Source organism: Paraburkholderia phenoliruptrix (assembly GCF_047325075.1).
In the GTDB taxonomy this organism is placed as follows: Bacteria; Pseudomonadota; Gammaproteobacteria; order Burkholderiales; family Burkholderiaceae; genus Paraburkholderia; species Paraburkholderia phenoliruptrix.
Genome location: NZ_CP168530.1, coordinates 2,235,219 through 2,260,559, shown reverse-complemented (window position 1 = coordinate 2,260,559; position 25,341 = coordinate 2,235,219). Strand labels below are relative to the sequence as shown.

General features: G+C 61.2%; 18 protein-coding genes, 2 tRNA genes and 3 rRNA genes. 20 read left to right on the top strand and 3 right to left on the bottom strand.

Annotation, left to right across the window (positions count from 1 at the left end; genetic code table 11):
* The first annotated feature begins 378 nt into the window (after positions 1-378).
* From phnS to rrf, 13 genes are all read left to right on the top strand, one after another.
* Entirely contained in the window at positions 379-1,467 is a 1,089-nt protein-coding gene (gene phnS, locus ACEN8U_RS09985; RefSeq protein ID WP_013591991.1) for a 2-aminoethylphosphonate ABC transporter substrate-binding protein, read from the top strand.
* A 99-nt stretch (positions 1,468-1,566) separates the two neighbouring features.
* The gene (phnT, locus tag ACEN8U_RS09980) at positions 1,567-2,667 is read left to right on the top strand and encodes a 2-aminoethylphosphonate ABC transport system ATP-binding subunit PhnT (protein ID WP_310108821.1); all 1,101 of its coding nucleotides are present in this window, start codon (positions 1,567-1,569) and stop codon (positions 2,665-2,667) included.
* Entirely contained in the window at positions 2,645-3,592 is a 948-nt protein-coding gene (gene phnU / locus ACEN8U_RS09975) for a 2-aminoethylphosphonate ABC transporter permease subunit (protein WP_310108818.1), read from the top strand. Before phnT ends, phnU begins: the two co-directional genes overlap by 23 nt.
* Entirely contained in the window at positions 3,582-4,445 is an 864-nt protein-coding gene (phnV, locus tag ACEN8U_RS09970) for a 2-aminoethylphosphonate ABC transport system, membrane component PhnV (RefSeq protein ID WP_310108817.1), read from the top strand. The genes phnU and phnV overlap by 11 nt, the downstream gene beginning before the upstream one ends.
* Before the next feature lie 88 nt (positions 4,446-4,533).
* The gene (locus ACEN8U_RS09965; RefSeq protein WP_310108815.1) at positions 4,534-5,295 is read left to right on the top strand and encodes a phosphonate utilization associated transcriptional regulator; all 762 of its coding nucleotides are present in this window, start codon (positions 4,534-4,536) and stop codon (positions 5,293-5,295) included.
* A 64-nt stretch (positions 5,296-5,359) separates the two neighbouring features.
* Positions 5,360-6,655 (top strand): phosphonoacetate hydrolase, encoded by a 1,296-nt coding sequence (gene phnA, locus ACEN8U_RS09960; protein ID WP_310108814.1) that lies wholly within the window; start codon positions 5,360-5,362, stop codon positions 6,653-6,655.
* Positions 6,652-8,103 carry a phosphonoacetaldehyde dehydrogenase gene (gene phnY / locus ACEN8U_RS09955; RefSeq protein WP_310108812.1) on the top strand — a complete coding sequence of 484 codons (1,452 nt, stop codon included), beginning with the start codon at positions 6,652-6,654 and terminating at the stop codon, positions 8,101-8,103. The genes phnA and phnY overlap by 4 nt, the downstream gene beginning before the upstream one ends.
* A gap of 4 nt (positions 8,104-8,107) precedes the next feature.
* Entirely contained in the window at positions 8,108-8,668 is a 561-nt protein-coding gene (locus tag ACEN8U_RS09950; protein WP_310108810.1) for a phosphonate degradation HD-domain oxygenase, read from the top strand.
* Between the two features lie 543 nt (positions 8,669-9,211).
* Positions 9,212-10,743 (top strand): 16S ribosomal RNA (locus ACEN8U_RS09945).
* A gap of 74 nt (positions 10,744-10,817) precedes the next feature.
* Positions 10,818-10,894, top strand: a tRNA-Ile gene (locus ACEN8U_RS09940).
* Positions 10,895-10,981: 87 nt separating this feature from the next.
* Positions 10,982-11,057, top strand: a tRNA-Ala gene (locus tag ACEN8U_RS09935).
* A 304-nt stretch (positions 11,058-11,361) separates the two neighbouring features.
* Positions 11,362-14,243: ribosomal RNA gene (locus ACEN8U_RS09930) — 23S ribosomal RNA — on the top strand.
* Positions 14,244-14,455: 212 nt separating this feature from the next.
* Positions 14,456-14,569: ribosomal RNA gene (rrf, locus tag ACEN8U_RS09925) — 5S ribosomal RNA — on the top strand.
* The 16S, 23S and 5S rRNA genes sit together here with 2 tRNA genes alongside, the layout of an rRNA operon.
* Positions 14,570-15,397: 828 nt before the next feature.
* Here the strand turns inward: rrf and ACEN8U_RS09920 are convergent.
* Entirely contained in the window at positions 15,398-15,652 is a 255-nt protein-coding gene (locus tag ACEN8U_RS09920; protein ID WP_310110892.1) for a GlsB/YeaQ/YmgE family stress response membrane protein, read from the bottom strand.
* Between the two features lie 343 nt (positions 15,653-15,995).
* On the opposite strand from ACEN8U_RS09920, the gene ACEN8U_RS09915 reads away from it, so the two are divergent.
* Positions 15,996-16,532: a hypothetical protein gene (locus ACEN8U_RS09915; protein WP_310111159.1), complete on the top strand. Its 537-nt coding sequence runs from the start codon at positions 15,996-15,998 to the stop codon at positions 16,530-16,532.
* A 98-nt stretch (positions 16,533-16,630) separates the two neighbouring features.
* Here the strand turns inward: ACEN8U_RS09915 and ACEN8U_RS09910 are convergent, their stop codons facing one another.
* Positions 16,631-17,794 (bottom strand): metallophosphoesterase, encoded by a 1,164-nt coding sequence (locus tag ACEN8U_RS09910; RefSeq protein WP_310110895.1) that lies wholly within the window; start codon positions 17,792-17,794, stop codon positions 16,631-16,633.
* A gap of 427 nt (positions 17,795-18,221) precedes the next feature.
* Between ACEN8U_RS09910 and ACEN8U_RS09905 the strand changes: the two genes are divergently transcribed.
* Entirely contained in the window at positions 18,222-18,560 is a 339-nt protein-coding gene (locus ACEN8U_RS09905) for a hypothetical protein (protein ID WP_013592002.1), read from the top strand.
* 9 nt (positions 18,561-18,569) lie between these two features.
* On the opposite strand, the gene ACEN8U_RS09900 is transcribed toward ACEN8U_RS09905, so the two are convergent.
* Positions 18,570-19,154: a malonic semialdehyde reductase gene (locus tag ACEN8U_RS09900; protein ID WP_310110897.1), complete on the bottom strand. Its 585-nt coding sequence runs from the start codon at positions 19,152-19,154 to the stop codon at positions 18,570-18,572.
* Positions 19,155-19,395: 241 nt separating this feature from the next.
* Here ACEN8U_RS09900 and ACEN8U_RS09895 point away from each other — a divergent pair, with 241 nt between their 5' ends.
* From ACEN8U_RS09895 to yjfF, 5 genes are all read left to right on the top strand, one after another.
* Positions 19,396-20,010, top strand: a complete 615-nt coding sequence (locus ACEN8U_RS09895; protein WP_310110899.1) for an alpha-ketoglutarate-dependent dioxygenase AlkB — start codon at positions 19,396-19,398, stop codon at positions 20,008-20,010.
* Positions 20,011-20,330: 320 nt separating this feature from the next.
* Positions 20,331-21,317: an ABC transporter substrate-binding protein gene (locus ACEN8U_RS09890; protein ID WP_374725944.1), complete on the top strand. Its 987-nt coding sequence runs from the start codon at positions 20,331-20,333 to the stop codon at positions 21,315-21,317.
* Between the two features lie 239 nt (positions 21,318-21,556).
* Positions 21,557-23,170, top strand: coding sequence for a sugar ABC transporter ATP-binding protein (locus tag ACEN8U_RS09885; protein ID WP_310110901.1), 1,614 nt, complete (start codon positions 21,557-21,559; stop codon positions 23,168-23,170).
* Entirely contained in the window at positions 23,167-24,210 is a 1,044-nt protein-coding gene (locus tag ACEN8U_RS09880; protein WP_014973232.1) for an ABC transporter permease, read from the top strand. The genes ACEN8U_RS09885 and ACEN8U_RS09880 overlap by 4 nt, the downstream gene beginning before the upstream one ends.
* A complete protein-coding gene (gene yjfF / locus ACEN8U_RS09875; protein ID WP_310110904.1) occupies positions 24,207-25,304 on the top strand; it encodes a galactofuranose ABC transporter, permease protein YjfF in 1,098 nt (365 codons plus the stop codon). The genes ACEN8U_RS09880 and yjfF overlap by 4 nt, the downstream gene beginning before the upstream one ends.
* Positions 25,305-25,341 lie beyond the last annotated feature (37 nt).

The following is a 25,341-nucleotide window of genomic DNA, read 5'->3' as shown; positions in this document are numbered from 1 at the left end:
TGGCGCTCGGCTGAGACTTGGCTATTATTGGCGAATTGTGTCGTTTTTTGGAATTCGACAGAATAGTCATGGCGTTGTCATCGAAACCTGAGATTCTTGCCCTGCCGCGACGGGCGGGGCTGGCGGCGAGAATATCGTAGGCAGCCGTAAGCCGCACGGGGCGCCACGCAGCCGGGTTGTCGGCAATCTGCAATCTGTAGCCGCGCCGGCGTCCGCTGCGGGCAATATGCAAGAAAGAAGTAGACAGCACACGCAACAGTACGCGAGAAACAGCAAGCAGCAGATCAAGCGCAAGCGGCGCGCAACCCACGCCGGTCAATCACAACAGGTATCGGGTTTTCCCGACCGTCTGGTTTTATTGCCTTTCGGAGAAGCGACATGACAAAGACAAATTCCCCTCAGGCCACGGGCCTCGCACGCAAGCTGTTGCCGGCGCTCGTCGCCGCCGCGGTATTCGGCGGCGCGGCCATACAGGCTCATGCGGCCGACGCCGTGGTGCTGTACACCGCCGACGGCCTCGAAAATCTCTACAAGGACGTGCTGCCGGCCTTCGAAAAGAAGGAAGGCGTCAAGGTCAACATCGTGACCGCGGGCAGTGGCGAAGTGGTGAACCGCGCCACCATCGAGAAAGATCAGCCCAAGGCCGACGTGATCGTGACGCTGCCGCCGTTCATCCAGCAAGCGGATCAGAGCGGCCTGCTGCAGGCTTATCAAAGCGCGAACTACAAGAACGTTCCCGCCATCGCCAAGGCGCCCAACGGCGCATGGGCGACCTTCGTGAACAACTATTTCTCGTTCGCGATCAACCCGGAAGTCACCAAGAACCAGCCGAAGACCTTTGCCGATCTGCTGCATCCGGATTACAGCGGCAAGATCGCCTACTCGAATCCGGCGACGGCCGGCGACGGCATGGCGGTGATCATTCTGACGTCGTCGCTGATGGGCGAGGACAAGGCGTTCGACTATCTGAAGAAGCTCGAGCAGAGCGCCAAGTTCCACACCAAGGGCACGGGCTACCTCGACGTGCTGCTCTCGCGCAACGAGATCGCCTTCGCAAACGGCGACTTGCAGATGGATCTCGACGACGCGGCGAACGGCGGCCTGTCGCTCAAGCCGGTGTTCCTCGCTGCGGCGCCGGGCGGCCAGCCGACTACGTTCCAGTTGCCCTACGCGATCGGCCTCATCAAGAACGGCCCGAATCAGGCGCAAGGCAAGAAGCTGATCGACTATCTGATGTCGACGGACGTGCAGTCGAAGGTGCCTGACATCTTCGGCATTCCGGGCCGCAGCGACGTACCGCTCGCCGGCAAGAACGGTGAGGCGGTCAAGCAGGCCATCTCCGGCGTGAAGCTGATCCCGGTGGACTGGAACCAGGTCATGGCGAAGAAAGCCGACTGGACCGCACGCTGGAAGAACGACGTGATCGGTTCGTCCGGCAAGCAGACTGAAGTCGTCAAGCCGAAGTAAGCCGCGCTTCGCGGTCCAGTGAAAACGCGCAGCGCCGTCGTGAGCCGTTCGGAACCGGCGGCGCTGCGCGAGCCTCAATTTTGTTGGAGGATGAATCCGGTGAATACGGCCAGTCTTGCTCATCCCGCTCCGCTCGGCGCCGCGCCTGACGCGCTCGACGCCGCGCGTGCCGGCGCACCCGGCGGCGTGCAGATCGACCACCTGACCGTGCGCTTCGGCTCGCGCACCGTGCTCGACGATCTCTCGTTGACGATCCAGCGCGGCGAGCTGCTCACCGTGCTCGGCCGCAGCGGCTGCGGCAAGACCACGCTGCTGCGCTTCATTGCCGGTTTCATCGAGGCCGACGGGCTGTCGGGCACGTTGACGGTCGCCGGCCACGATCTCACGCATGTGCCGCCGCATAAGCGCAATCTCGGCCTGCTGTTTCAGAGCTATGCGCTGTTTCCGCATCTGTCGGTGTTCGAAAACGTCGCGTTCGGCTTGCGCGCGCGGCGCATTCCGTCGAAAGACATTGCGCGGCGCGTCACCGACGCACTGAAGCTCGTGCAACTCGGCGACGCCGGGCACGTGATGCCCGCGCAGCTTTCGGGCGGCATGCAGCAGCGCGTCGCTCTCGCGCGCGCGCTCGTGATCGAGCCGGACGTGTTGCTGCTCGACGAGCCGCTCTCCGCGCTCGACGCCAACCTGCGCGCGTCAGTGCGTTCCGAACTCAAGGCGCTGCACGAACGGCTGCCGAACCTGACCATCGTCTGCGTGACGCACGATCAGGACGACGCGCTCGTGCTGTCGGACCGCACGCTGCTCATGCGCGACGGCCGCATCGCGCAGCTCGGCACGCCGCAACAGCTATACGACACGCCGAGCGACGCGTTTGTCGCGCGCTACCTCGGCGCGGCTAACCTGCTGCCGCCGCCGGTCGCCTTCAGCATGGACGACGCGCGCTATAACGAGCGCGAGCGCGTTGCGTGCCTGCGGCCCGAAGCGCTGCGCATCGTGCCGCTCGGAGAAGGGCAGTTGCATGGTGCGATTGCTTCGGTGGAATGGTATGGCGCCGTGTTGTCGGTGTCCGTCGTGCTGGACGCGATGCCGAACGAACCGGTGCTCGTCACCCTGCAGCGCGGCCAAGGCATGATGCCCGAGAAAGGCGCGCGCGTTTCCCTGCGTTACGAGGCTGACGATGTCGTCCTTATCCAGCCCTGAGGCGTCGGCGTCGCTGACCGCGTCCGCCGCCGCCGATGCGCGCCGCAGTGCGAGCGCCGCCTCGCATGAGGCCGCGGTGAAGCGCCGCCGGCGCGCAGCGCAGTGGCATCTGCTGTTCATCGCGGTGTTCGTGCTCGGGCCGCTTGTCATCTATCCGCTCGTGCGGCTCGTGGCGCTCAGTCTGAGCGGACCGCATGGCATCGGTCTGCAGGCTTATGCGGCGTTCTTCGGCAATCCGGAGACGCGCGGCGTGATCGGCACGACGCTGTGGATTCTGTTCGCGAGCGCGGGACTCGCGTCGCTGCTCGGCGTCGCCCTTGCCTCGTTGCTATTCTTCAAGCCGTTTCCCGGCGCGCGCATGGTCACGCGCTTTCTCGAGCTGTTCGTCGCGTTTCCCTCGTTTCTGGTCGCGTTTACGCTGATTTTTCTGTACGGCTCGCAAGGCTCGGTCAGCATCGGTTTGCAGCGGCTTTTTCATCTTCAGGCACCGCCGCTCGATTTCCTGTTCGGCGTAGGCGGCGTGATTCTCGCGGAAGTCGTGTTCTATGCGCCGTTCGTCGTGCGGCCGACGCTGGCGTCCTTTGCCACGCTCGACATGCGTCTGATCGAAGCCGCCCGCAGTCTCGGCGCAAGCGGCTCGATGGTCGCGTTCAAGGTGATCCTGCCGCTTGCCTGGCCGGGCATCGCCGCGGGCACGATCCTGTGCTTTCTGTTGACGCTGAACGAATTCGGCATTCTGCTCGTGCTCGGCAGCGCGCATCTGATCACGCTGCCGGTCGCCATCTACAGCTCGGCCACCGTGGACCTCGATTTGCCGACGGCCGCCGCCGGCGCGGTCGTCATGCTGATCATGTCGTTGTCGCTGTACGCGCTGTACCGCCAGGTCAACCGTCGCAAGGTGAAAGGAGCCGGCCATGGCCGATGAACTCAACCCGACCGTGCTGCCGGTCATGCACATGAAGGCGCGGCCGGTGCGCCGCAGTCTTGTCGTGCGGATGCTCGGCGGACTGTTTCTCGGCTTCGCCGCGCTGCTGTGCTTCTGGCTTTTCGTGTTGCCGGTGATCGTGGTCGCGCTGTCGAGCGTTGCGGCTCACTGGTCGGGCACGATCCTGCCCGACGGCTTCAGCACGCGCTGGTTCGAGCGGCTCGCGTCCAGCGACTTCGACGCGCTGACGACGAGCCTCGAAATCGGCATGGGCGTTGCGGTCCTCGGCACCGTGCTCGGGCTGTGGCTCGCGCTTGCGCTCGAAGGACGCGACCGGCGCGGCCTCGGCGCTTTCGTCGACACCATTGCGATGATGCCCAACGGCGTGCCGAGCGTCGTGCTCGGATTGGCGGTGCTGATCGCGTATCACAAGCGGCCGCTGGATCTGTCGAGTTCCGCGGCGATCGTCGTGTTCGTGCAGCTCGCGCTGGTGCTGCCGTTCTGCTACCGGTGCGCGGCCGCCGCGCTGCGCCCCGAGCTCACCGTGCTGCGCGAAGCGGCCGCGAGCCTCGGCGCGCCTCCGTCGATGGTCCTGCGCCGCGTCGTGCTGCCGCAACTCGTGCCCGCGATCCGCGCGAGTCTCGCGCTGGGTTTTGCGTTGTCGCTCGGTGAGCTGGGCGCGACGCTCACCGTTTATCCGCCCGGTTTTGCGACGGTGCCGATCGTCGTCGTCGGTCAGGTGGAGCGCGGCTACTACCTGCCTGCGTCCGCGCTTTCGCTGATTCTGCTGCTGGTTTCGCTTGCTGCGCTGCTCGTGATCGCGGCGCGCGTGCCGCGTCGCCGGACCGACTGAGCCTGCACCTCCGTTTTTCCCGCCCGCGCGCGCCGGCAACGAGGCGCCTCACCTAAACGTCTTTTTTGATGTGGCGAAAGTTGTCAAAATGACCGAATATATGCAAACTGCTTCTGTCGATCCGATCGACGTCGTGCGCAGGCATTCGCTGACGGCGCTGGTTCGCGACGAGATTGAAAGACACATCGTCGAAGGCGCGCTGGCGCCGGGCGACAAGCTGAACGAGGTGGAGTGGGCAGCGCGCCTGCATGTATCGCGCGGACCGGTGCGCGAAGCGTTTCGCGCGCTGGAACAGGCGGGGCTCGTGCGCACCGAGAAGAATCGCGGCGTGTTCGTGCGGACGGTGTCGCTCGCGGAAGCCGACGAGATTTACGCGGTGCGCGCGGTGCTGGAGGAGGCGGCGTGCCGGATGCTGGCCGGGCGCATCGACGCGCGCCAACTGGCGGTGCTGCGCGATTGGCTCGATGTGATGCGCGCGGCGTTCGATGCGCACGATCCCGACGCGTACGCGCGTGCCAACGTCGCGTTTCACGACGCGATCGTGGCGGCGGCCGGCAACCGGAAACTGTATGAGACGTATCGAAGGCTGGTGAGCGAACTGAGTCTCTTCCGGCGCGCGGCCCTCGTCGTGCATGCCGATGCGATGGAGCGCTCGCTTGCCGAGCATCGCGCCATTCTCACGGCGCTGGCCTCGCGCGACGCGGGCCACGCCGCGGCGCTGATGCAGGCGCACGTGCACGGCGGCCTGCAGCGCGCGCGGGCTGCGTGCAAGGAGGGAGAGCAGAAAGAACAGGGCGGGGCGGCGGAGCAGTGGAGTGCCGCGCCGAGCGCGCCGGCATCTGACGAATGAAGCGAAAACGTTGTCTTGATCGATTGACTCGAATGAGCGTGCGCGGCACGCAGGGACGGGAACGATGGCAAGCGCAGGGGGAAATCCAGGTGCGAATGAGATCGCGTCGGGACGCATGATCGAGGTCAACGGCCGCCGCTACAGGCTGCCCACGCAGCCGACAGTGGTGGTGTGCGTCGACGGCTGCGAGTTCGCTTACCTGGAAGCCGCGGTCGCGGCGGGCGTCGCGCCCTTCATCGGCAGCATGCTCAAGGGCGGGGCGGCCTTCAAGGGCGATTGCGTGATCCCCTCGTTCACCAATCCGAACAATCTGTCGATCGTGTGCGGCGTGCCGCCTTCGGTGCACGGCATCTGCGGCAATTACTTCTGGGATCCCGAGGCGAACGGCGGCGCGGGCGCGGAGGTGATGATGAACAATCCCGCCTATCTGCGCGCCGGCACCTTGCTGGCCGCCGCAAGCGAGGCGGGCGCCGCCGTGGCTGTCGTCACCGCGAAAGACAAGTTGCGCAGCCTGTTGGGCTGGCAGCTGAACGGCATCTGCTTTTCCGCGGAGAAAGCGGATAAGGCGACGCGCGAGGAAAACGGTATCGACGACGTGCTCGATCTGGTCGGCCTGCCGCTGCCCGACGTCTACAGCGCGGGGCTTTCCGAGTTCGTGTTCGCGGCGGGCGTGCGGCTCGCGCAAACGCGCAAGCTCGACCTGATGTATCTGTCCACCACCGATTACATCCAGCACAAATGGGCGCCGGGCACGGAAGGCGCGAACGCGTTCTACGCGATGATGGACGTCTATCTGGCGCAGCTCGACGCGCTCGGCTGGGTGATCGGCCTGACCGCCGATCACGGCATGAATGCGAAGCACGATCCGCAAACCGGCGAGCCGAACGTGATCTATCTGCAGGATGTGCTCGACGAATGGCTCGGCACCCGCGAGGCGCGCGTGATTCTGCCGATAACGGACCCGTATGTGGTGCATCACGGCGCGCTGGGTTCGTTCGCGACCGTCTATTTGCCGCGCGAGGTGAGTGCCGCGCAGGTGATCGAGCGGATTCGCGGCCTCGCCGGAGTCGAGCTCGCGCTCGATAACCGCGCTGCGTGCGAGCGCTTCGAGCTGCCGAACGACCGCGTCGGCGATATCGTCGTGATCAGCACCAAGCACGTGGTGCTCGGCACACGTCGCGACGAGCACGATCTGTCCGGCTTGACCGTGCCGTTGCGCTCGCATGGCGGCTTGTCGGAACAGGAGGTGCCGCTGCTTTTCAATCGGCGTGTCGAGGGCTTGCCAACCGCGGACAGCGGTAAACGGCTGCGCAACTTCGATATCTTCGACGTCGCCCTGAACCGCGTGTCGGCATCATGAACACGACGCTGCGTGACCATCCGGCCTTCCGGGCCGAAGCGCTGCGGCTCAAGGGCGAGCGCGCGGCGCGGGCGCGTTCGTTCGACGTCTTCGATCCGTACACGGGCACGCGTGTGGGCACGGCCGCGCTCGCAAGCGTCGACGATGTGCGCGCCGCGTTCGAGTACGCTGCGGCTTATCAGCCGAAGCTCACGCGCTATGAGCGCTCGCAGATTCTCGAGCGCGCGGCGGCTTTGCTGCGCGAGAGAGCCGAAGAGGCGTCGGATCTGATTTCCCTCGAATCGGGCTTGTCGAAGCAGGACTCGCGCTATGAAATAGGCCGCGTGGCCGACGTGTTGAAGTTCGCCGCGATTGAGGCGCTGCGTGACGACGGGCAGAGTTTCGCCTGCGATCTGACGCCGCACGGCAAGCGGCGGCGGGTGTTTTCTCAGCGCGAGCCGCTTGCCGGCGTGATCGTCGCGATCACGCCGTTCAACCATCCGATGAACCAGGTTGCGCATAAGGTGGCGCCTGCCATTGCGACAAATAATCGCGTGTTGGTGAAGCCGTCGGAAAAGGTGCCGCTGTCGGCGCTCTATCTCGCCGATATTCTGTACGAAGCCGGCTTGCCCGCGCCGATGCTCCAGGTGCTGACCGGCGACCCGCGCGAGATCGCCGATGAGCTGATCACGCATCCATTGGCCGAACTCGTCACGTTTACGGGCGGTGTCGCGATCGGCAAATACATCGCTGCGAAAGCGGCATACCGGCGCGTCGTGCTCGAGCTGGGCGGCAACGATCCGCTGATCGTGCTCGACGACGCCGACCTCGAGCGCGCGGCGACGCTCGCCGTGCAAGGGTCCTATAAGAACTCCGGGCAGCGCTGCACGGCCGTCAAGCGGATGCTCGTGCAGAAGCGCGTCGCGGCGGACTTCGCCGATCTGGTGGTGGAGAAAACGCGGGCCTGGCGCTTCGGCGATCCATTCGATGAAGCGAATCAGATGGGCACTGTCATCGATGTGGCGGCGGCGCAGCTCTTCGAATCACGTGTGAACGAGGCGATTGCGGGCGGCGCGCGTTTGCTGGCCGGCAACCGGCGTAATGGCGCGTTGTACTCGCCCACTGTGCTCGACCGCGTCGAGCCGTGCATGACCGTGGTGCGCGAGGAAACCTTTGGGCCGGTGTCGCCGATCATCAGCTTCGACACGCTCGACGACGCGATCCGGATCAGCAACGGTACGCAGTTCGGATTGTCGTCGGGGGTGTGCACGAACCGGCAGGATGCGATCACGCGCTTCATCAACGAACTGCGGGTGGGCACGGTCAACGTGTGGGAAGTGCCTGGCTACCGGATCGAGCTGACGCCGTTCGGCGGCATCAAGGACTCGGGGCTCGGCTATAAGGAAGGCGTGCAGGAAGCGATGAAGAGCTTCACCAACCTGAAGACTTTTTCATTACCGTGGGAGTAACAGCGTGGCATTGAGTGTGAGCGACATCCGTTCGCTGTTCGAGCAATTTGGGCACATCGCTTATAGCGGCGAACCGGTCACGCAGCTTCAGCATGCGTTGCAAAGCGGTGCGCTAGCGGAAGAAGCAGGTGCGGACGAGGCGCTCGTCGTCGCCGCGTTTTTGCATGACCTCGGACATCTGCTCAATCTGCAAGGCGAGACGCCGACCGAGCGGGGCATCGACGATCTGCATCAATACTTTGCCTTGCCGTTTTTGAGGCCCGTGCTGCCGGACGCGGTGCTGGAGCCGATTCGGCTGCACGTGGACGCGAAACGCTGCCTGTGCGCCATCGACGGGACGTATTTTGGCCAGCTTTCTGCCGACTCGGTACGGAGCCTCGAACTGCAAGGCGGGATCTTCAGCTGCGAGGAAGCGGACGCGTTTCTGCAGAAGCCGTACGCACAGGACGCGCTGCGTCTGCGTAAGTGGGACGACCGCGCAAAAGAAGAAAATCGCGCGACGCCGGATCTTGACCACTACCTTGGTGTGGTCGAGCGCGTCATGCGCAAGAGCGCGGCGGCCTGACTCGAACTGCTGCAGTTCCGGTTGCTCTGCCGGTTGTAATTTGCGCTATTTTCTGCGCGATTTCCCTATGTCGAAATAACGCTTGCAACCCGCCGCCGGGCTCGCTAGAATCTCGCTCTTTCGTGCTCCGGACGCCGGGGCACGGGAAGCGGGAAAGCCAGCAGTGGCAAGGCTTCCGGCGGTGGCAGCAGGTTCAGTCAGTAACAAAAACCTGTTGACGGCGCGACGGAAGTTCTTCATAATCTCGCTTCTCTGCTGCTGATGCAGCGACGCAGAACGAAGCAGTGCCGCGGTGGTAAAAATCAGGCGCTGCGAAGTGTGCGAACCGATCTTTAAAAACTAACAGCCGATAAGTGTGGGCGCTTGATGCGACGACGCTACGCCGGACTCTTCGGGGTCTGGCGGAAAAGCGAAAGTATCAAGTCTCACACAGTAATGAAAGGAAGGTTGCCTGACTCTTCTGTGGAGGAGTGAGGTTAATCATTCGTCAGTACGTTGAGTGAGCGACCGGGTTCGAGAGAGCCCGAAAACAGTAACAGGTTTGAACTGAAGAGTTTGATCCTGGCTCAGATTGAACGCTGGCGGCATGCCTTACACATGCAAGTCGGACGGCAGCGCGGGCTTCGGCCTGGCGGCGAGTGGCGAACGGGTGAGTAATACATCGGAACGTGTCCTGTAGTGGGGGATAGCCCGGCGAAAGCCGGATTAATACCGCATACGCTCTGCGGAGGAAAGCGGGGGATCCTTCGGGACCTCGCGCTACAGGGGCGGCCGATGGCAGATTAGCTAGTTGGTGGGGTAAAGGCCTACCAAGGCGACGATCTGTAGCTGGTCTGAGAGGACGACCAGCCACACTGGGACTGAGACACGGCCCAGACTCCTACGGGAGGCAGCAGTGGGGAATTTTGGACAATGGGGGCAACCCTGATCCAGCAATGCCGCGTGTGTGAAGAAGGCCTTCGGGTTGTAAAGCACTTTTGTCCGGAAAGAAAACGCCGTGGCTAATACCCGTGGCGGATGACGGTACCGGAAGAATAAGCACCGGCTAACTACGTGCCAGCAGCCGCGGTAATACGTAGGGTGCAAGCGTTAATCGGAATTACTGGGCGTAAAGCGTGCGCAGGCGGTTCGCTAAGACAGATGTGAAATCCCCGGGCTTAACCTGGGAACTGCATTTGTGACTGGCGGGCTAGAGTATGGCAGAGGGGGGTAGAATTCCACGTGTAGCAGTGAAATGCGTAGAGATGTGGAGGAATACCGATGGCGAAGGCAGCCCCTGGGCCAATACTGACGCTCATGCACGAAAGCGTGGGGAGCAAACAGGATTAGATACCCTGGTAGTCCACGCCCTAAACGATGTCAACTGGTTGTCGGGCCTTCATTGGCTTGGTAACGTAGCTAACGCGTGAAGTTGACCGCCTGGGGAGTACGGTCGCAAGATTAAAACTCAAAGGAATTGACGGGGACCCGCACAAGCGGTGGATGATGTGGATTAATTCGATGCAACGCGAAAAACCTTACCTACCCTTGACATGGATGGAATCCCGCTGAGAGGTGGGAGTGCCCGAAAGGGAGCCATCACACAGGTGCTGCATGGCTGTCGTCAGCTCGTGTCGTGAGATGTTGGGTTAAGTCCCGCAACGAGCGCAACCCTTGTCCCTAGTTGCTACGCAAGAGCACTCCAGGGAGACTGCCGGTGACAAACCGGAGGAAGGTGGGGATGACGTCAAGTCCTCATGGCCCTTATGGGTAGGGCTTCACACGTCATACAATGGTCGGAACAGAGGGTCGCCAAGCCGCGAGGTGGAGCCAATCCCAGAAAACCGATCGTAGTCCGGATCGCACTCTGCAACTCGAGTGCGTGAAGCTGGAATCGCTAGTAATCGCGGATCAGCATGCCGCGGTGAATACGTTCCCGGGTCTTGTACACACCGCCCGTCACACCATGGGAGTGGGTTTTACCAGAAGTGGCTAGTCTAACCGCAAGGAGGACGGTCACCACGGTAGGATTCATGACTGGGGTGAAGTCGTAACAAGGTAGCCGTATCGGAAGGTGCGGCTGGATCACCTCCTTTCCAGAGCTTGACGCGTCAGGGTGTTGAGCGCTCACGCTTATCGGCTGTAAGTAAAGAAACGCAGACAGACGCAGGGGTCTGTAGCTCAGTCGGTTAGAGCACCGTCTTGATAAGGCGGGGGTCGATGGTTCGAATCCATCCAGACCCACCAGCTGTCTTGTGTGGTGGCTGACCGGGGTGCTGCACCGAGGTGCGCACTGAAGTACTCACTGAAGTGCCCTGTATCTGTGTGACCCGCGGGGGATTAGCTCAGCTGGGAGAGCACCTGCTTTGCAAGCAGGGGGTCGTCGGTTCGATCCCGTCATCCTCCACCAATTCCCAATGCCTAGTGTTCAGTGCGAGCTGAGCGTTATGCATTGGCAATTGAGCCAGTCAGCGTGATGCACGATCCAGTCGTGATATCGGCTGAACGTTCTTTAACAATCAGGAAGAAGTAGTAAAGAGATTCACGAAAGGCACTTAGAGATGGGTGCGCGAGTAGGTGAATCAGGGTTGTGATTGTATCGATGTATTTTAAAGGTGATCGAAAGATCGCTTTGGAATACGGCGCAACACGAATACTCAACCTGTAGCGAGTGGGTCCTGTCGTGGCAGCACGATGAGACATACCCGTTATAGGGTCAAGCGAACAAGTGCATGTGGTGGATGCCTTGGCGATCACAGGCGATGAAGGACGCGGTAGCCTGCGAAAAGCTACGGGGAGCTGGCAAACGAGCTTTGATCCGTAGATGTCCGAATGGGGAAACCCACTCCGAATGGAGTATCCATGACTGAATCCATAGGTCATGTGAGGCGAACGCGGTGAACTGAAACATCTAAGTAACCGCAGGAAAAGAAATCAACCGAGATTCCCAAAGTAGTGGCGAGCGAAATGGGACCAGCCTGTACTCTTTATTCTCATTGTTAGCCGAACGCTCTGGAAAGTGCGGCCATAGCAGGTGATAGCCCTGTAGGCGAAAACAGCGAGGAAGAACTAGGTGTACGACAAGTAGGGCGGGACACGTGAAATCCTGTCTGAAGATGGGGGGACCATCCTCCAAGGCTAAATACTCGTGATCGACCGATAGTGAACCAGTACCGTGAGGGAAAGGCGAAAAGAACCCCGGGAGGGGAGTGAAACAGATCCTGAAACCGCATGCATACAAACAGTCGGAGCCTTCGCAAGGGGGTGACGGCGTACCTTTTGTATAATGGGTCAGCGACTTACATTCAGTGGCAAGCTTAACCGATTAGGGCAGGCGTAGCGAAAGCGAGTCCGAACAGGGCGTTCAGTCGCTGGGTGTAGACCCGAAACCAGGTGATCTATCCATGGCCAGGATGAAGGTGCGGTAACACGTACTGGAGGTCCGAACCCACTAACGTTGAAAAGTTAGGGGATGAGCTGTGGATAGGGGTGAAAGGCTAAACAAACCTGGAAATAGCTGGTTCTCTCCGAAAACTATTTAGGTAGTGCCTCGTGTATCACCTTCGGGGGTAGAGCACTGTCATGGTTGTGGGGTCCATTGCGGATTACTACGCCATAGCAAACTCCGAATACCGAAGAGTGCAATCACGGGAGACAGACATCGGGTGCTAACGTCCGGTGTCAAGAGGGAAACAACCCAGACCGCCAGCTAAGGTCCCCAAATATGGCTAAGTGGGAAACGAAGTGGGAAGGCTAAAACAGTCAGGAGGTTGGCTTAGAAGCAGCCATCCTTTAAAGAAAGCGTAATAGCTCACTGATCGAGTCGTCCTGCGCGGAAGATGTAACGGGGCTAAGCCATATACCGAAGCTGCGGATGCACATTTATGTGCATGGTAGGAGAGCGTTCCGTAAGCCTGCGAAGGTGCACTGGAAAGTGTGCTGGAGGTATCGGAAGTGCGAATGCTGACATGAGTAGCGATAAAGGGGGTGAAAGGCCCCCTCGCCGTAAGCCCAAGGTTTCCTACGCAACGTTCATCGGCGTAGGGTGAGTCGGCCCCTAAGGCGAGGCAGAAATGCGTAGCTGATGGGAAGCAGGTTAATATTCCTGCACCATTGTTGAATGCGATGGGGGGACGGATCGCGGAAGGTTGTCCGGGTGTTGGAAGTCCCGGTCCTTGCATTGGAGAAGGCGCTTTGGCAAATCCGGGCGCGGAATTCAAGGGTGCGAGGCCAGTGATCTAGGTCACGAAGCAATCGGAAGTGGTTCCAGGAAAAGCCTCTAAGCTTCAGTTCAACAAGACCGTACCGCAAACCGACACAGGTGGGCGAGATGAGTATTCTAAGGCGCTTGAGAGAACTCGGGAGAAGGAACTCGGCAAATTGGTACCGTAACTTCGGGATAAGGTACGCCCCTGTAGCTTGACTCGCCTGCGCGAGAAGGGTGAAGGGGTTGCAATAAACTGGTGGCTGCGACTGTTTAATAAAAACACAGCACTCTGCAAACACGAAAGTGGACGTATAGGGTGTGACGCCTGCCCGGTGCCGGAAGATTAAATGATGGGGTGCAAGCTCCTGATTGAAGTCCCGGTAAAACGGCGGCCGTAACTATAACGGTCCTAAGGTAGCGAAATTCCTTGTCGGGTAAGTTCCGACCTGCACGAATGGCGTAACGATGGCCACACTGTCTCCTCCCGAGACTCAGCGAAGTTGAAGTGTTTGTGATGATGCAATCTCCCCGCGGCTAGACGGAAAGACCCCATGAACCTTTACTGTAGCTTTGCATTGGACTTTGAACCGGTCTGTGTAGGATAGGTGGGAGGCTGTGAAGCGTGGACGCCAGTCTGCGTGGAGCCATCCTTGAAATACCACCCTGATCTGTTTGAGGTTCTAACCTTGGTCCGTAATCCGGATCGGGGACAGTGCATGGTAGGCAGTTTGACTGGGGCGGTCTCCTCCCAAAGTGTAACGGAGGAGTACGAAGGTACGCTAGGTACGGTCGGAAATCGTGCTGATAGTGCAATGGCATAAGCGTGCTTAACTGCGAGACCGACAAGTCGAGCAGGTGCGAAAGCAGGTCATAGTGATCCGGTGGTTCTGTATGGAAGGGCCATCGCTCAACGGATAAAAGGTACTCTGGGGATAACAGGCTGATACCGCCCAAGAGTTCATATCGACGGCGGTGTTTGGCACCTCGATGTCGGCTCATCTCATCCTGGGGCTGTAGCCGGTCCCAAGGGTATGGCTGTTCGCCATTTAAAGAGGTACGTGAGCTGGGTTTAAAACGTCGTGAGACAGTTTGGTCCCTATCTGCCGTGGGCGCTGGATATTTGAAGGGGGCTGCTCCTAGTACGAGAGGACCGGAGTGGACGAACCTCTGGTGTACCGGTTGTCACGCCAGTGGCATCGCCGGGTAGCTATGTTCGGAAGAGATAACCGCTGAAAGCATCTAAGCGGGAAACTCGCCTTAAGATGAGATATCCCCGGGGCTTCGAGCCCCTTGAAGGGTCGTTCAAGACCAGGACGTTGATAGGTCAGGTGTGTAAGCGCAGTAATGCGTTCAGCTAACTGATACTAATTGCCCGTAAGGCTTGATCCTATAACAGGTGTGTGTCGGCAGCCGTGAGTGCTTCAGCACTTATGGATGCCCCACCCTGCGCCACGCGCAGGGTCTTATGCAGACCACACACGGTTGAGATCCATGTTGTGCCCGATACAGCACAACCCCGCATCGCCTGGTGAGCATCACCAGAAACTACTTCTTCCAGATTGGCTGTATTGCCCCACCGGCAGTACGGCAACCCGTCAAAGCCTGATGACCATAGCGAGTCGGTCCCACCCCTTCCCATCCCGAACAGGACCGTGAAACGACTCCACGCCGATGATAGTGCGGATTACCCGTGTGAAAGTAGGTAATCGTCAGGCTCCCCACCACCGTCAGAAACCCCACCCCAAAAAGGTGGGGTTTCTGCGTTTACGGACCGCGGGTACAGCGGCACCGAAACGATTGGCCCCGTCGTGCTGACGGCAGCCGGATGGCGAACGTTCTTAAGTCACTACCGCTCAGTTCTTGCGGCCCATTGGCTAGTAGATCCGGGCAGCGCTTCGAGGCAGCACTTCATTTGGCGTATCGGTTCGGCCGGTCTTCGCGAACAATACCTGTCGCACGCGACCTCCCTTGGCAGACCCAGCCAGGAGTCTCCCATATCTTCGCCTCGAAAAATGCCCGCCAGGACACATCACACAGACGTTTATCGCAGCGCACGCCTTCTCGCATAGGTAGCTGGGTACACCGTATGTTGAGCGACGGGAGCGACGGTGCAAGAGAGACGCGGCCCGCGCTCCCTGGCAATAACGCGATTCCCGGCAGTATCTTGCCGCTGCCTTCAAGCACGCTCGCGGACGTACAACATGCGTCAGCACGACGTCGGCTCGAAGGCCGTGCGCAATACCGGAAGATCGCCAAATGTATGCAATGCTCTCGCGATTTGCGACGAGCGTCGACCAGGTGTGAGGAAGCAGGGCTGGGCCGATGTTTGGGCTTAAGCCTTACAATCAGCATTCCTAACTGAAGAGGTTGGAAAGAAAGGGCAACGTTCGTTCACATCGCGGTAACAGATTTTCCGCCGATCCCGCGCGGTTGCGCAGGATCGCATGCCACGTGGCGGCATAGCAAATCGATGCGCAAGTTAGTGACGCGTAAAGCGGGCATCAACGACATTGCCGCTGATGCCTGAGCACACTAGTGCGTGCTTAGCCACCGCGTCGGACCAGCCGGATAATAAACAGCAGGATGACCGCGCCAATGACCGCGGTGATGATCGAGCTGATCCAGCCGCTGCCTAACGAAATATGCAGCACGCGCGCGAGCCAGCCGCCAATGAACGCGCCGACAATACCGACAATGATGTCGACGATAAGGCCGAAACCGCCGCCCTTGACGAGCACCCCGGCCAGCCAGCCCGCGATGGCGCCAATGACAAGCCACGCAATGATGCCGTGTTCCATAATCGAAGCTCCATGGTTGAGTGTGAACAATGCACGGTGACAGAGCTTAGTCGAACGTCCGTCGTCAGTCCATATTCAGGATGCGGAATTAACATTGTCTGAATCTGCTGCAGGGCAGGTGTAGACACGCCCGTGTAAGGTTTAGAGAAAATTCGACGCGCAGCGTAGACCGATCGATGAAGTAATACGTACTCCAAATATTGACGGCGGCCATCACTAAAAAGACACTGGTTGCACTTTCCGGATCTGAGTGCGCAATGGCAATGGCTTTGTGCCACGGCGCACACAATCCCGGTTCGCATCACGGTGCCCGCTCAGGGCCGTCCACGTCAGGAAGGAATGTATGAAAGCAAAAGTTCTGGGCATGGTTGCCGGCGCGTTGGTCGCTGCCGCTCCGTTCTGGTCGTTCGCCGCGGGGCTTCCCGCGCCCTTTGAAGGAAGCAGCACGTTGCAGGCCGAAGGAGTCGTGAAGTCTGTGGACCGTGCCAAGCATTCGGTAACCGTGCGCGACGCGCAAGGCAGCGAAGCATCATTCGAGATGGCGGATACGCGAGATCTTGAGAGGATTACGCAAGGCGGAAAGGTCCATATCCGCATGATGCGCAATGCCGTGATCAGCGTTACCCGCGCAGCGGATGGGCAAGGCTCGAGTGCTGCCGTCGTTGCACCGATCGCGCAGACGAACCCTGAGCAGAACGTAAGCGCGCAAGTGCAGGCAATCGATCACGCTTCCGGTGTCATGGCATTGAAAGGGGCGAACGGCTCTGTGTTTCACATTCAAGGCCGCGATCCGGCGAAGCTCGCCAACGTGACGCCGGGGATGCAGGTTCTGGTGGCGTTTGCGCCGAAATTCAATGTTGCCGTGGCGCCCGCGCAATGACCCGCACATTTACGTCGCGGCTCGCGTGCAAGTGATTCTAGAGCACAAAAAACGCAGAGGTTCTCAAGCGCGATGGTTTGCGTCACCGGGTTTTCGGCTCAATCCGGCTCCCCGGGCACAAGACGCAATCGTGTGATTTCGGATGGTGCCCCAAGCCGTTTCGGTGGTCCCCAATAGCCGGTGCCGCGGCTCGTATAGACCCACAGTCCATTGAGACGCGCCAGGCCCGCAGTAAACGGTTGCTGAAACCGCACGAAGAAATTCCACGGGAAGAACTGACCGCCGTGTGTATGACCTGAGAGTTGCAGTGTGAAGCCGGCTTCAGCGGCGGCTTCGGCGGATCGTGGCTGGTGCGCGAGCAGCACCTTGATCAGCACATCGCCGGGTGCCCCCGCAATCGCGGCCATTGGGTCGCTGCTATGTAGCGGATCGTGATGACCGGCCGAATAGTCCGTCACGCCGGCAATCACGGCGCGCGCTCCGTCGTGCTGGACGACCACGTGCTCGTTTAGCAGCACATTGAGTCCGAGGCGGCGGAATTCGTCGATCCACGCATCGGCTCCCGCGTAGTACTCGTGGTTGCCTGTAACGAGAAACGCGCCGTGGCGCGCACAGAGCCGCGACAACGGTTGCGTGTGATGGGTCAGCTGTGGGACGCTGCCGTCTACCACATCGCCTGTTACGGCAATGAGGTCGGGCTTCAGCCGATTCACGGCGTCGACGATCGCGTCGACATAGCGACGCTTGATGGTAGGGCCCACGTGAATGTCGCTGATCTGAACGATCGTAAAGCCGTCGAGCGCGGCAGGCAAGTCGTCGATCGGCACCTCGATTGTCACGACTCGCGCGCGGCGGCGGGCGTTGAAGAGGCCGATGAGTGTCGACAGTGTTGCGAGCAGTGGCACGGCTGCGGCCGTGCCGGTCCGCCAATGCGTGAGAGCGATCATGCCGGGCGAGATCGCGTCGAGGGTCATCAGCGAAGCAAGCGCGAGGTCGCGCACAAAGGTCAGGACCAGCAGCGAGGAGAAGAAGCCCATCGCCAGCAAGCCGATCCACGCGAGCCGGTCGCCTAACGGCTGCCGTTTGATGGTGCGCGCGAGCATGCCGAGCGGGATGAGAAAGACGGATAGTACGAGCCACAATCCCGACAGCCAGCGCACGGTGACGCTAACCGGCATGTCGGGAATCAGGCGGAAGCCGACGTAGATGTGCAGCAGGATGCCGATAACAATCAGGCGTACGAGAAACGATGAGCGGCGCATAGGAAAAGTCAGGGCGGATGAAGGCCGGCATGATACGAGCGAAATGCGAGCGTAATGCGAGCGTAATGCCGGCGGCGGCCAGTCGCCGCAGCAATGCGGTTAACGGCCGGACCATTCTACCGGCATGCGCAGCGGCGTGCCGACGCTGCAGGAATCCCGGTCCGCAAGCGGCGCGGCCCGCACGTCGTGCTGCGTCACGGCGACGATGAGGCAAGCATGGCAATCAGTGTCAACTAACGTGCTCTGGAGCGTGCAATATCCAAAGCCTCCGGGCAACCCAATTAAATGGGCTTTGAATTACGGATATACGTGGACTATGCTGAAAGTGAGCTGACCGCACAAAGCGTCGCTGCAACGCCTACTGACGCGGCGGCGGATCAGCTCCAGTTGTCGTATTCGCCTGCAGTGGGCGAGGCAGGAGGCGATCATGAAGCTGCTCGGACCAGGTCATCGTTTTCACCACGGCGACTCTGCGCACCGCGCACATCACGTGGGGTACGAGGGTAGCCACGTGATGCTGCCTCTCGTCGGCATATCGCTGATGGCGCTTGGTCTGTATCTGGCCGTGCGCAATATCGATTTCTCAGAGCTTGGGAAAAGCGCGCTGTTCGACGTCGTCATGCTTTGCGTGGCGCTGGGGATAGCAGGGCTTTTCGGCGTCGTCGGCGCATGGCTTCGCTCAAACGGCGACGACACGCAAGAAAGCTTCTGCTTTGTCGGCGCAGTCATCGGCGTGGTGGTGTTCTACGTCGCAATCTTCAGTTGAAGCCCCGCTTTACTCTATCCGGGCGGCTTCGTCGAAGATGAGGCGCGGGCTGCGGGAATGTAGCTTGGACGCATCGCCATAGCCAAGATTGACCAGAAAGTTCGACCGGATAGTCGTGCCGGCAAAAAACGCCTGATCGACCTTGTCGGCGTCGAAGCCCGACATCGGGCCCGCGTCGAGGCCGAGGGCCCGAGCTGCGAGGATCAGATAGCCGCCTTGCAGCGTGGAGTTGCGAAACGCCGTGTCGGCAATCGCCTTGTCGTTACCGGCGAACCAGCTGCGGGCGTCGGCGTGCGGAAAGAGCTTCGGCAGGTACTCATAGAATGCCATATCCATCGCGACAATCACTGTCACGGGTGCCGCCATCGTTTTGTCGACATTGCCCGCTGACAACGCCGGCCGCAGCCGCTCCTTGGCGGCCGCGGTTTTCACAAAGACAAAACGTCCCGGACTTGAATTGGCCGAGGTGGGGCCGAGCAGCGTCAACTCGACAAGTTGCTCGAGCACCGCGGCATCGACGGGTTTCGGCTGCCAGGCACTGTGGGTGCGCGCATGACGAAACAGTTCGTCGAGTGCGCGGTCTGAAAGGGGCATGATAATTGTCCGGCCAAGTTTAAAAAGGGGACAGGGCGGTGGTGCTGATTTTCAGGGACATGAAACTCTCCAACGGACGCATTCCCCAAGCACTGACAAAGCGCAAATAAGTCCCCCACCTCGGGGAGCGCGAAGAAAGCCAACGAAAACCATAAGCCGCTTCAGCAACCCGCCGCCCGACCCCGCCATAATAGTCAACGTACCAGCCAGGCCCGCGCAGCGCTTCTCCCAAAGCAAACTTATGACCGATCTCTTCGATGACGTTCCGGCGCCCGACGTCGACTGGTATCCCGACTGGCTGCCGCCGGAAAAGGCCGATCAGCTGCTTGTCCGAGTCATCGGGGAAGTCGAATGGCGGCAGGACACCATGGGCACGCCCGGCGGCCGCGTCGCGCTGCCGCGGCTGACGGCATGGCAGGGCGATCCCGACGCAGTGTATGTCTATTCCGGCATCCGCAATTTGCCGCGCCCGTGGACGCCAGCCGTCCTCGAACTCAAGGCCGCTGCCGAGGCCGCATGCGATACGCGGTTCAACAGCGTCCTGCTCAATCGCTACCGTAGCGGCGCGGACAGCATGGGATGGCATGCCGACCGCGAGCCGGAGCTTGGGCCCGAACCGGTGATTGCGTCCGTGAGCCTCGGCGCAGCGCGCGTCTTTGACTTGCGGCACAACAGGACCGGCGCGCTCCAGTCCTTTTCGCTCAAAGGCGGCAGTCTGCTGGTGATGAAAGGCAAAACGCAGGCGGAGTGGCGGCACCGGGTGCCGAAAGAACCGCGCGTGAGCGGGGAGCGCATCAACCTTACGTTCCGCTTTGTCACGCCCCGGCAGCAGAGCGGCCGCGCATCGGGCCGATGACCGCCAACCGTCTCTGGCTTCGCCGGCTGCAGGCGCTTGTTGTAGTAAGCGCATAAAAACCCGCGTGAACCGGGTTTGCGACTCGGCCGCGCCTCCGAGGTCAACCGTAAACCGGCCGAAAGCACTCCCAGCACGTGGAAAGTTCACAACAACAGCGCCCATCCCGCGTCCTATATCAAAATTGATATTGGCGACGCGAATCATATGATTGGACTGTTAACGCCCCGCACACTACGCTACATCACGATCCATACATCGCGATGGCCGCAAGGCCGGCGTATCCGGTGGATCGCCTACACAACAACGATCAGGAGACAGTCATGGCGAAGACACGACGCGCCGCATGTCGTGCGTTGCGCGCGCTCGCGATGTGCGCGGGTTTCGGTGCGCTGACGCTGGCAACGCCCGGCGCACACGCAGAGGACAAACAGATCACGCTGGGCTTCGCGCAGGTCGGCGCGGAAAGCGCCTGGCGAACCGCCAACACAGAGTCGGTAAAGTCCGCTGCCGCCGACGCCAAGATCAAGCTCAAGTTCTCAGACGCGCAGCAAAAGCAGGAAAACCAGATCAAGGCGATCCGTTCTTATATCGCGCAAAAGGTCGATGTGATCGCCTTCTCGCCAGTCGTCGAATCCGGCTGGGAACCCGTGCTGCGCGAGGCGAAGGCCGCGAAGATTCCGGTGATCCTGACCGACCGCAATATCGACGTCAAAGATACCTCGCTCTACGTGACGATGATCGGCTCCGACTTCCTGGAGGAGGGCCGCCGCGGTGGCAAGTGGCTCGCCGACCACTACAAGGACGCTCAAGGCCCTATCAACATCGCCGAATTGCAGGGAACGGTCGGTTCCGCGCCTGCCAACGACCGGCACGCTGGCCTGATCGAAGTGATCAAGAGCGATCCGAAGTTCAAGATCATCGCGTCGCAAAGCGGCGACTTCACGTTGGCCGGCGGCAAGCAGGTCATGGAAGCGTTTATCAAGAGCTACGGCAACAAAATCAATGTGGTTTATGCGCATAACGACGACATGGCGCTCGGTGCGATCCAGGCCATGGAAGAGGCGGGCATGCATCCGGGCAAGGACGTCGTTGTCGTTTCGTTCGACGCCACCAAGGGCGGCTTCCAGGCGATGGCCGCGGGCAAGATGAACGTCGATGTGGAGTGCAGTCCGCTGCTCGGACCGCAACTCATGTCGGCAGTCAAAGACGTCGTGGCCGGCAAGCCGTTGCCGAAGCGCATCCTCACGGAAGAGACCGTGTTCCCGATGAGCGTCGCAGCACAGACATTGCCGACGCGTAAGTACTAAACACAGTTAATTAGTCATCCTTATAAGTTAATCTGCCTGCTGGATCGAATGGCGCAGCACGAGGCGCAAACAGGCGAAGCAGCGGGTGCAGTTTCTCCAGCGGTGCCTGACCGTCCGATTGCTTGGGCAGCGGACGGTCTCTTTTCACACGGATGCTGGAGCTTGCCGAACCCGGGCCTGTAGGCACCCCCGGCACGAAAGCACCACGACATCAACGCACCGCCGCTCGAGCGAGGTCTATGACGTATCCCGCTTCCGAATCCCATCCGCCGGCCGCGAACTCGATTGCATCCGCTGCCGCCGCCACTTCCGACGACGGCAACGCACGCGAGCCAATCCTCGCCACGACCGGCATCAGCAAGACATTTCCCGGCGTCAAGGCGCTGCAGGGTGTCGATTTCCGACTCTTTCCCGGCGAAGTTCATACCCTGATGGGCCAGAACGGCGCCGGCAAATCGACCCTGATCAATGTGCTTACGGGCGTGCTCGCGCCCGATTCCGGCACGATCCGCCTCGCGAGCGAGATCGTGGCGTTCGCATCGCCGCAGGAAGCCGAGGCGGCGGGCGTGCGCACGCTTTACCAGGAAGTGAACCTCTGTCCGAACCTCTCGGTCGCCGAAAACATCTTCGCGGGCCGGCAGCCGCGGCGCTTCGGCGCGATCGACTGGCCCGACATCAAACGCCGCGCGCAAGCCGCGCTCGCGCGCCTCGATATCGCGCTCGACGTCACGCGCTCGCTCGACGCGTATCCGATCGCAGTCCAGCAGATGGTGGCGATCGCACGAGCGCTTTCCGTCGATGCACGCGTGCTGATTCTCGACGAGCCCACGTCGAGCCTCGACGACAGCGAAGTCGCGCAACTCTTCAAAATACTTCGGCATCTTAAGCAATCGGGCATTGCGATTCTGTTCGTCACCCACTTTATCGAGCAGACGTATGCCATTTCTGACCGGATCACGGTCATGCGCAATGGCGAGCGCGAAGGCGAATACCTCGCGCGAGACCTGCCTGCCGATCTGCTGGTCTCGAAGATGGTCGGTCACGAGCGCATGAGCGAGCGGCTGCGCGAAGCCGCTCATGAAGCATCCGATGCCGGCGAAGAAGCGCAAAGCGAAAACACGGCGCCCGCGTTTATCGAACTGCGCGGTGTCGGCAAGCGCGGCACGCTGCAGCCAATCGATCTCGACGTGCAGCGCGGTCAGATACTTGGACTCGCGGGCCTCCTTGGCTCGGGGCGCACCGAAACCGCACGGCTGCTGTTCGGCGCCGACCGGGCGGACAGCGGCACGATGCTCGTCGACGGCAAGCCCGTGCGGCTGCGCTCGCCGCACGACGCGGTGCGCCACGGCATTGCCTACTGCGCCGAGGATCGCAAGAAAGAGGGCATCGTCGCCGATCTGTCGATTCGCGAGAACATCCTGCTGGCGCTGCAGGCAAGGCGTGGCTGGTGGCGCAAGATCAGCCGGCAGCGCGCGCGCGAACTGGCCGATGTGTGGATCGAGCGGCTCGGCATCAAGGCCTCCGATGCAGAGCAGCCTATTGGCCTGCTCTCAGGCGGCAATCAGCAAAAGGCGCTGCTCGCGCGCTGGCTGGCGACAGATCCCAAACTGCTGATTCTCGACGAGCCCACGCGCGGCATCGACGTCGCAGCGAAGTTCGACATCATGGATCGCCTGCTCGCGTTGTGCGCGAACGGGCTCAGCATTCTGTTCATTTCCTCGGAGATCAGCGAAGTGCTGCGCGTGAGTCATCGCGTGGCCGTGCTGCGCGACCGCCGCAAGATCGCTGAGGTCAAAGGCACGGCATCGAATGAAGACAATATCTATCGACTCATCGCGGGGAGCGGCGAATGAAGCTATCGAACTGGCTCGCGCGTGACGGCGTCGAGCGTCCGCTAATCTGGCCATGCGTGACGTTGGCCCTGCTGTGCGCGCTGAATCTGTGGGTCAATCCGCATTTCCTGTCGCTGCGCATGCTCGACGGCCATCTGTTCGGCGCGCCGATCGACGTGCTGAACCGTGCGGCGCCGCTCGTGCTCGTCGCCACGGGCATGACTCTCGTCATCGCGACGCGCGGCATCGACATTTCTGTCGGCGCAGTGGTTGCAATCGCCGGCGCGGCGGCGGCCACGATCCTCGCCACGCAGTCGGTGGCGAGCGGCAGCCTGATCGCAGAGGCGCTGCTGGCCGCGTTGATCGTCGGTGTGCTGAGCGGCATGTGGAACGGCCTGCTGGTCTCGTTTGTCGGCATGCAGCCGATCATTGCCACCCTGATTCTGATGGTCGCGGGCCGCGGCATCGCGCAACTGCTGACGGCAGGGCAAATCATTCCGATCGGCGCGCCCGGCTATCTGTTCGTCGGCGGCGGATACTGGCTCGGCGTACCGTGCTCGGTATGGATCGCGACGCTTGCGGTGCTGGCCACGGCCGCGCTCGTCGAAGGAACGGCGCTGGGGCTCTTCATTCGAGCCATCGGCGTCAATCCGGTTGCGACTCGCCTCGTCGGCTTGCGCTCGAAAGCACTGGTTTTTGCGGTGTACGGCTTCTCGGGACTGACCGCGGCGATGGCCGGCATTCTCATCAGCTCGAACGTGCGTAGCGCGGACGGCAACAACGCGGGCTTGTTATTGGAGCTCGACGCGATTCTCGCCGTGACGCTCGGCGGAACATCGCTCCTCGGCGGCCGCTTCAGTCTGGCAGGAACGGTGCTCGGCGCGCTCATCATCCAGACGCTCACCTATACGACGTATTCCATCGGCGTGCCGCCCGAAGCGACGCTGGTCGTGAAAGCAGCGGTGGTGCTGGCGGTCAGTGTCATCCAGTCGCCTGCGGCAAGAGCGCTGGCAGTTTCGTTCGGTATGCATATCATCAGGCAACGCGGGGTGGCGCGATGAGACGGCTTTTTTCCGCGTGCGCGCATATTGTCGACCCGCGCACGTTACCCATTGCTGTGACGATCCTGCTGTTCTGCGCGCTGTTCGGCTTTGGCTCCGTCATGTACACCGGCTTTTTCTCATGGCAGGTGCTGCTCGATCTGCTCGTCGACAATGCGTTCCTGCTGATTGTGGCAATCGGCATGACGTTCGTGATCGTGTCGGGCGGCATCGATCTGTCGGTGGGCTCTATCGTTGCACTCACAACCATCGTCGAAGCGGTGTTGTCCGAGCGCCTGCATATGCCGGTATGGATCATCCTGCCGATCGTTCTGCTGATGGGCACCGTGTTCGGCGCCGTGCAAGGCGCGCTGATCCACTTCTTCCGGCTGCAGGCATTCATCGTGACGCTCGCCGGCATGTTTTTCGCGCGCGGCCTGTGCTTCCTGATCACGACGCAATCCATCACCATCACCGATCCGACCTTTCGCGCCATCTCGGCATTCCGGCTCGATATCGGCGTCGGCTCCGTCACCGCGAATGTGCTGATCGCGTTCGTTGCGCTGGTGCTCGCCATTTACATCGCGCACTTCACGCGCTTTGGCCGCAATGTCTACGCGGTGGGCGGCAATGCCCGCTCGGCGTTGCTGATGGGTCTCCCGGTCGCGCATACGCGCATCGGTGTGTATGCACTGAGCGGCTTTTGCTCTGCGCTCGGCGGTGCCGTTTTCACCTTCTACGTGCTGTCCGGTTATGGTCTGCAAGGGCAGGGCATGGAGCTCGACGCCATTGCCGCGACGGTGATCGGCGGGACGCTCCTGACGGGCGGCGTCGGTTATGTGATCGGGTCGTTGTTCGGCGTCGGCATTCTCGGCACGATCCAGACGCTGATCACGTTCGACGGCACGCTGAGCTCGTGGTGGACCCGCATTGTGATCGGCGCGCTGCTGTGCGCTTTCTGTTTGCTGCAGCGGCTGATCGAACGGCATGCGAAGTCGGTGAGGCGTCCCGGCGGCACAGGCGCTGTGGTGACTTCGGGACGCGAGCGCGCGCATGGCGAGCCTTCAACAGCATCCGATTCGCACGTAATAGGCCGCGCCCCCGGACAAGCGTGACCAGCACTTCCCAACGGCGGCCCGAACGCACTGTGCG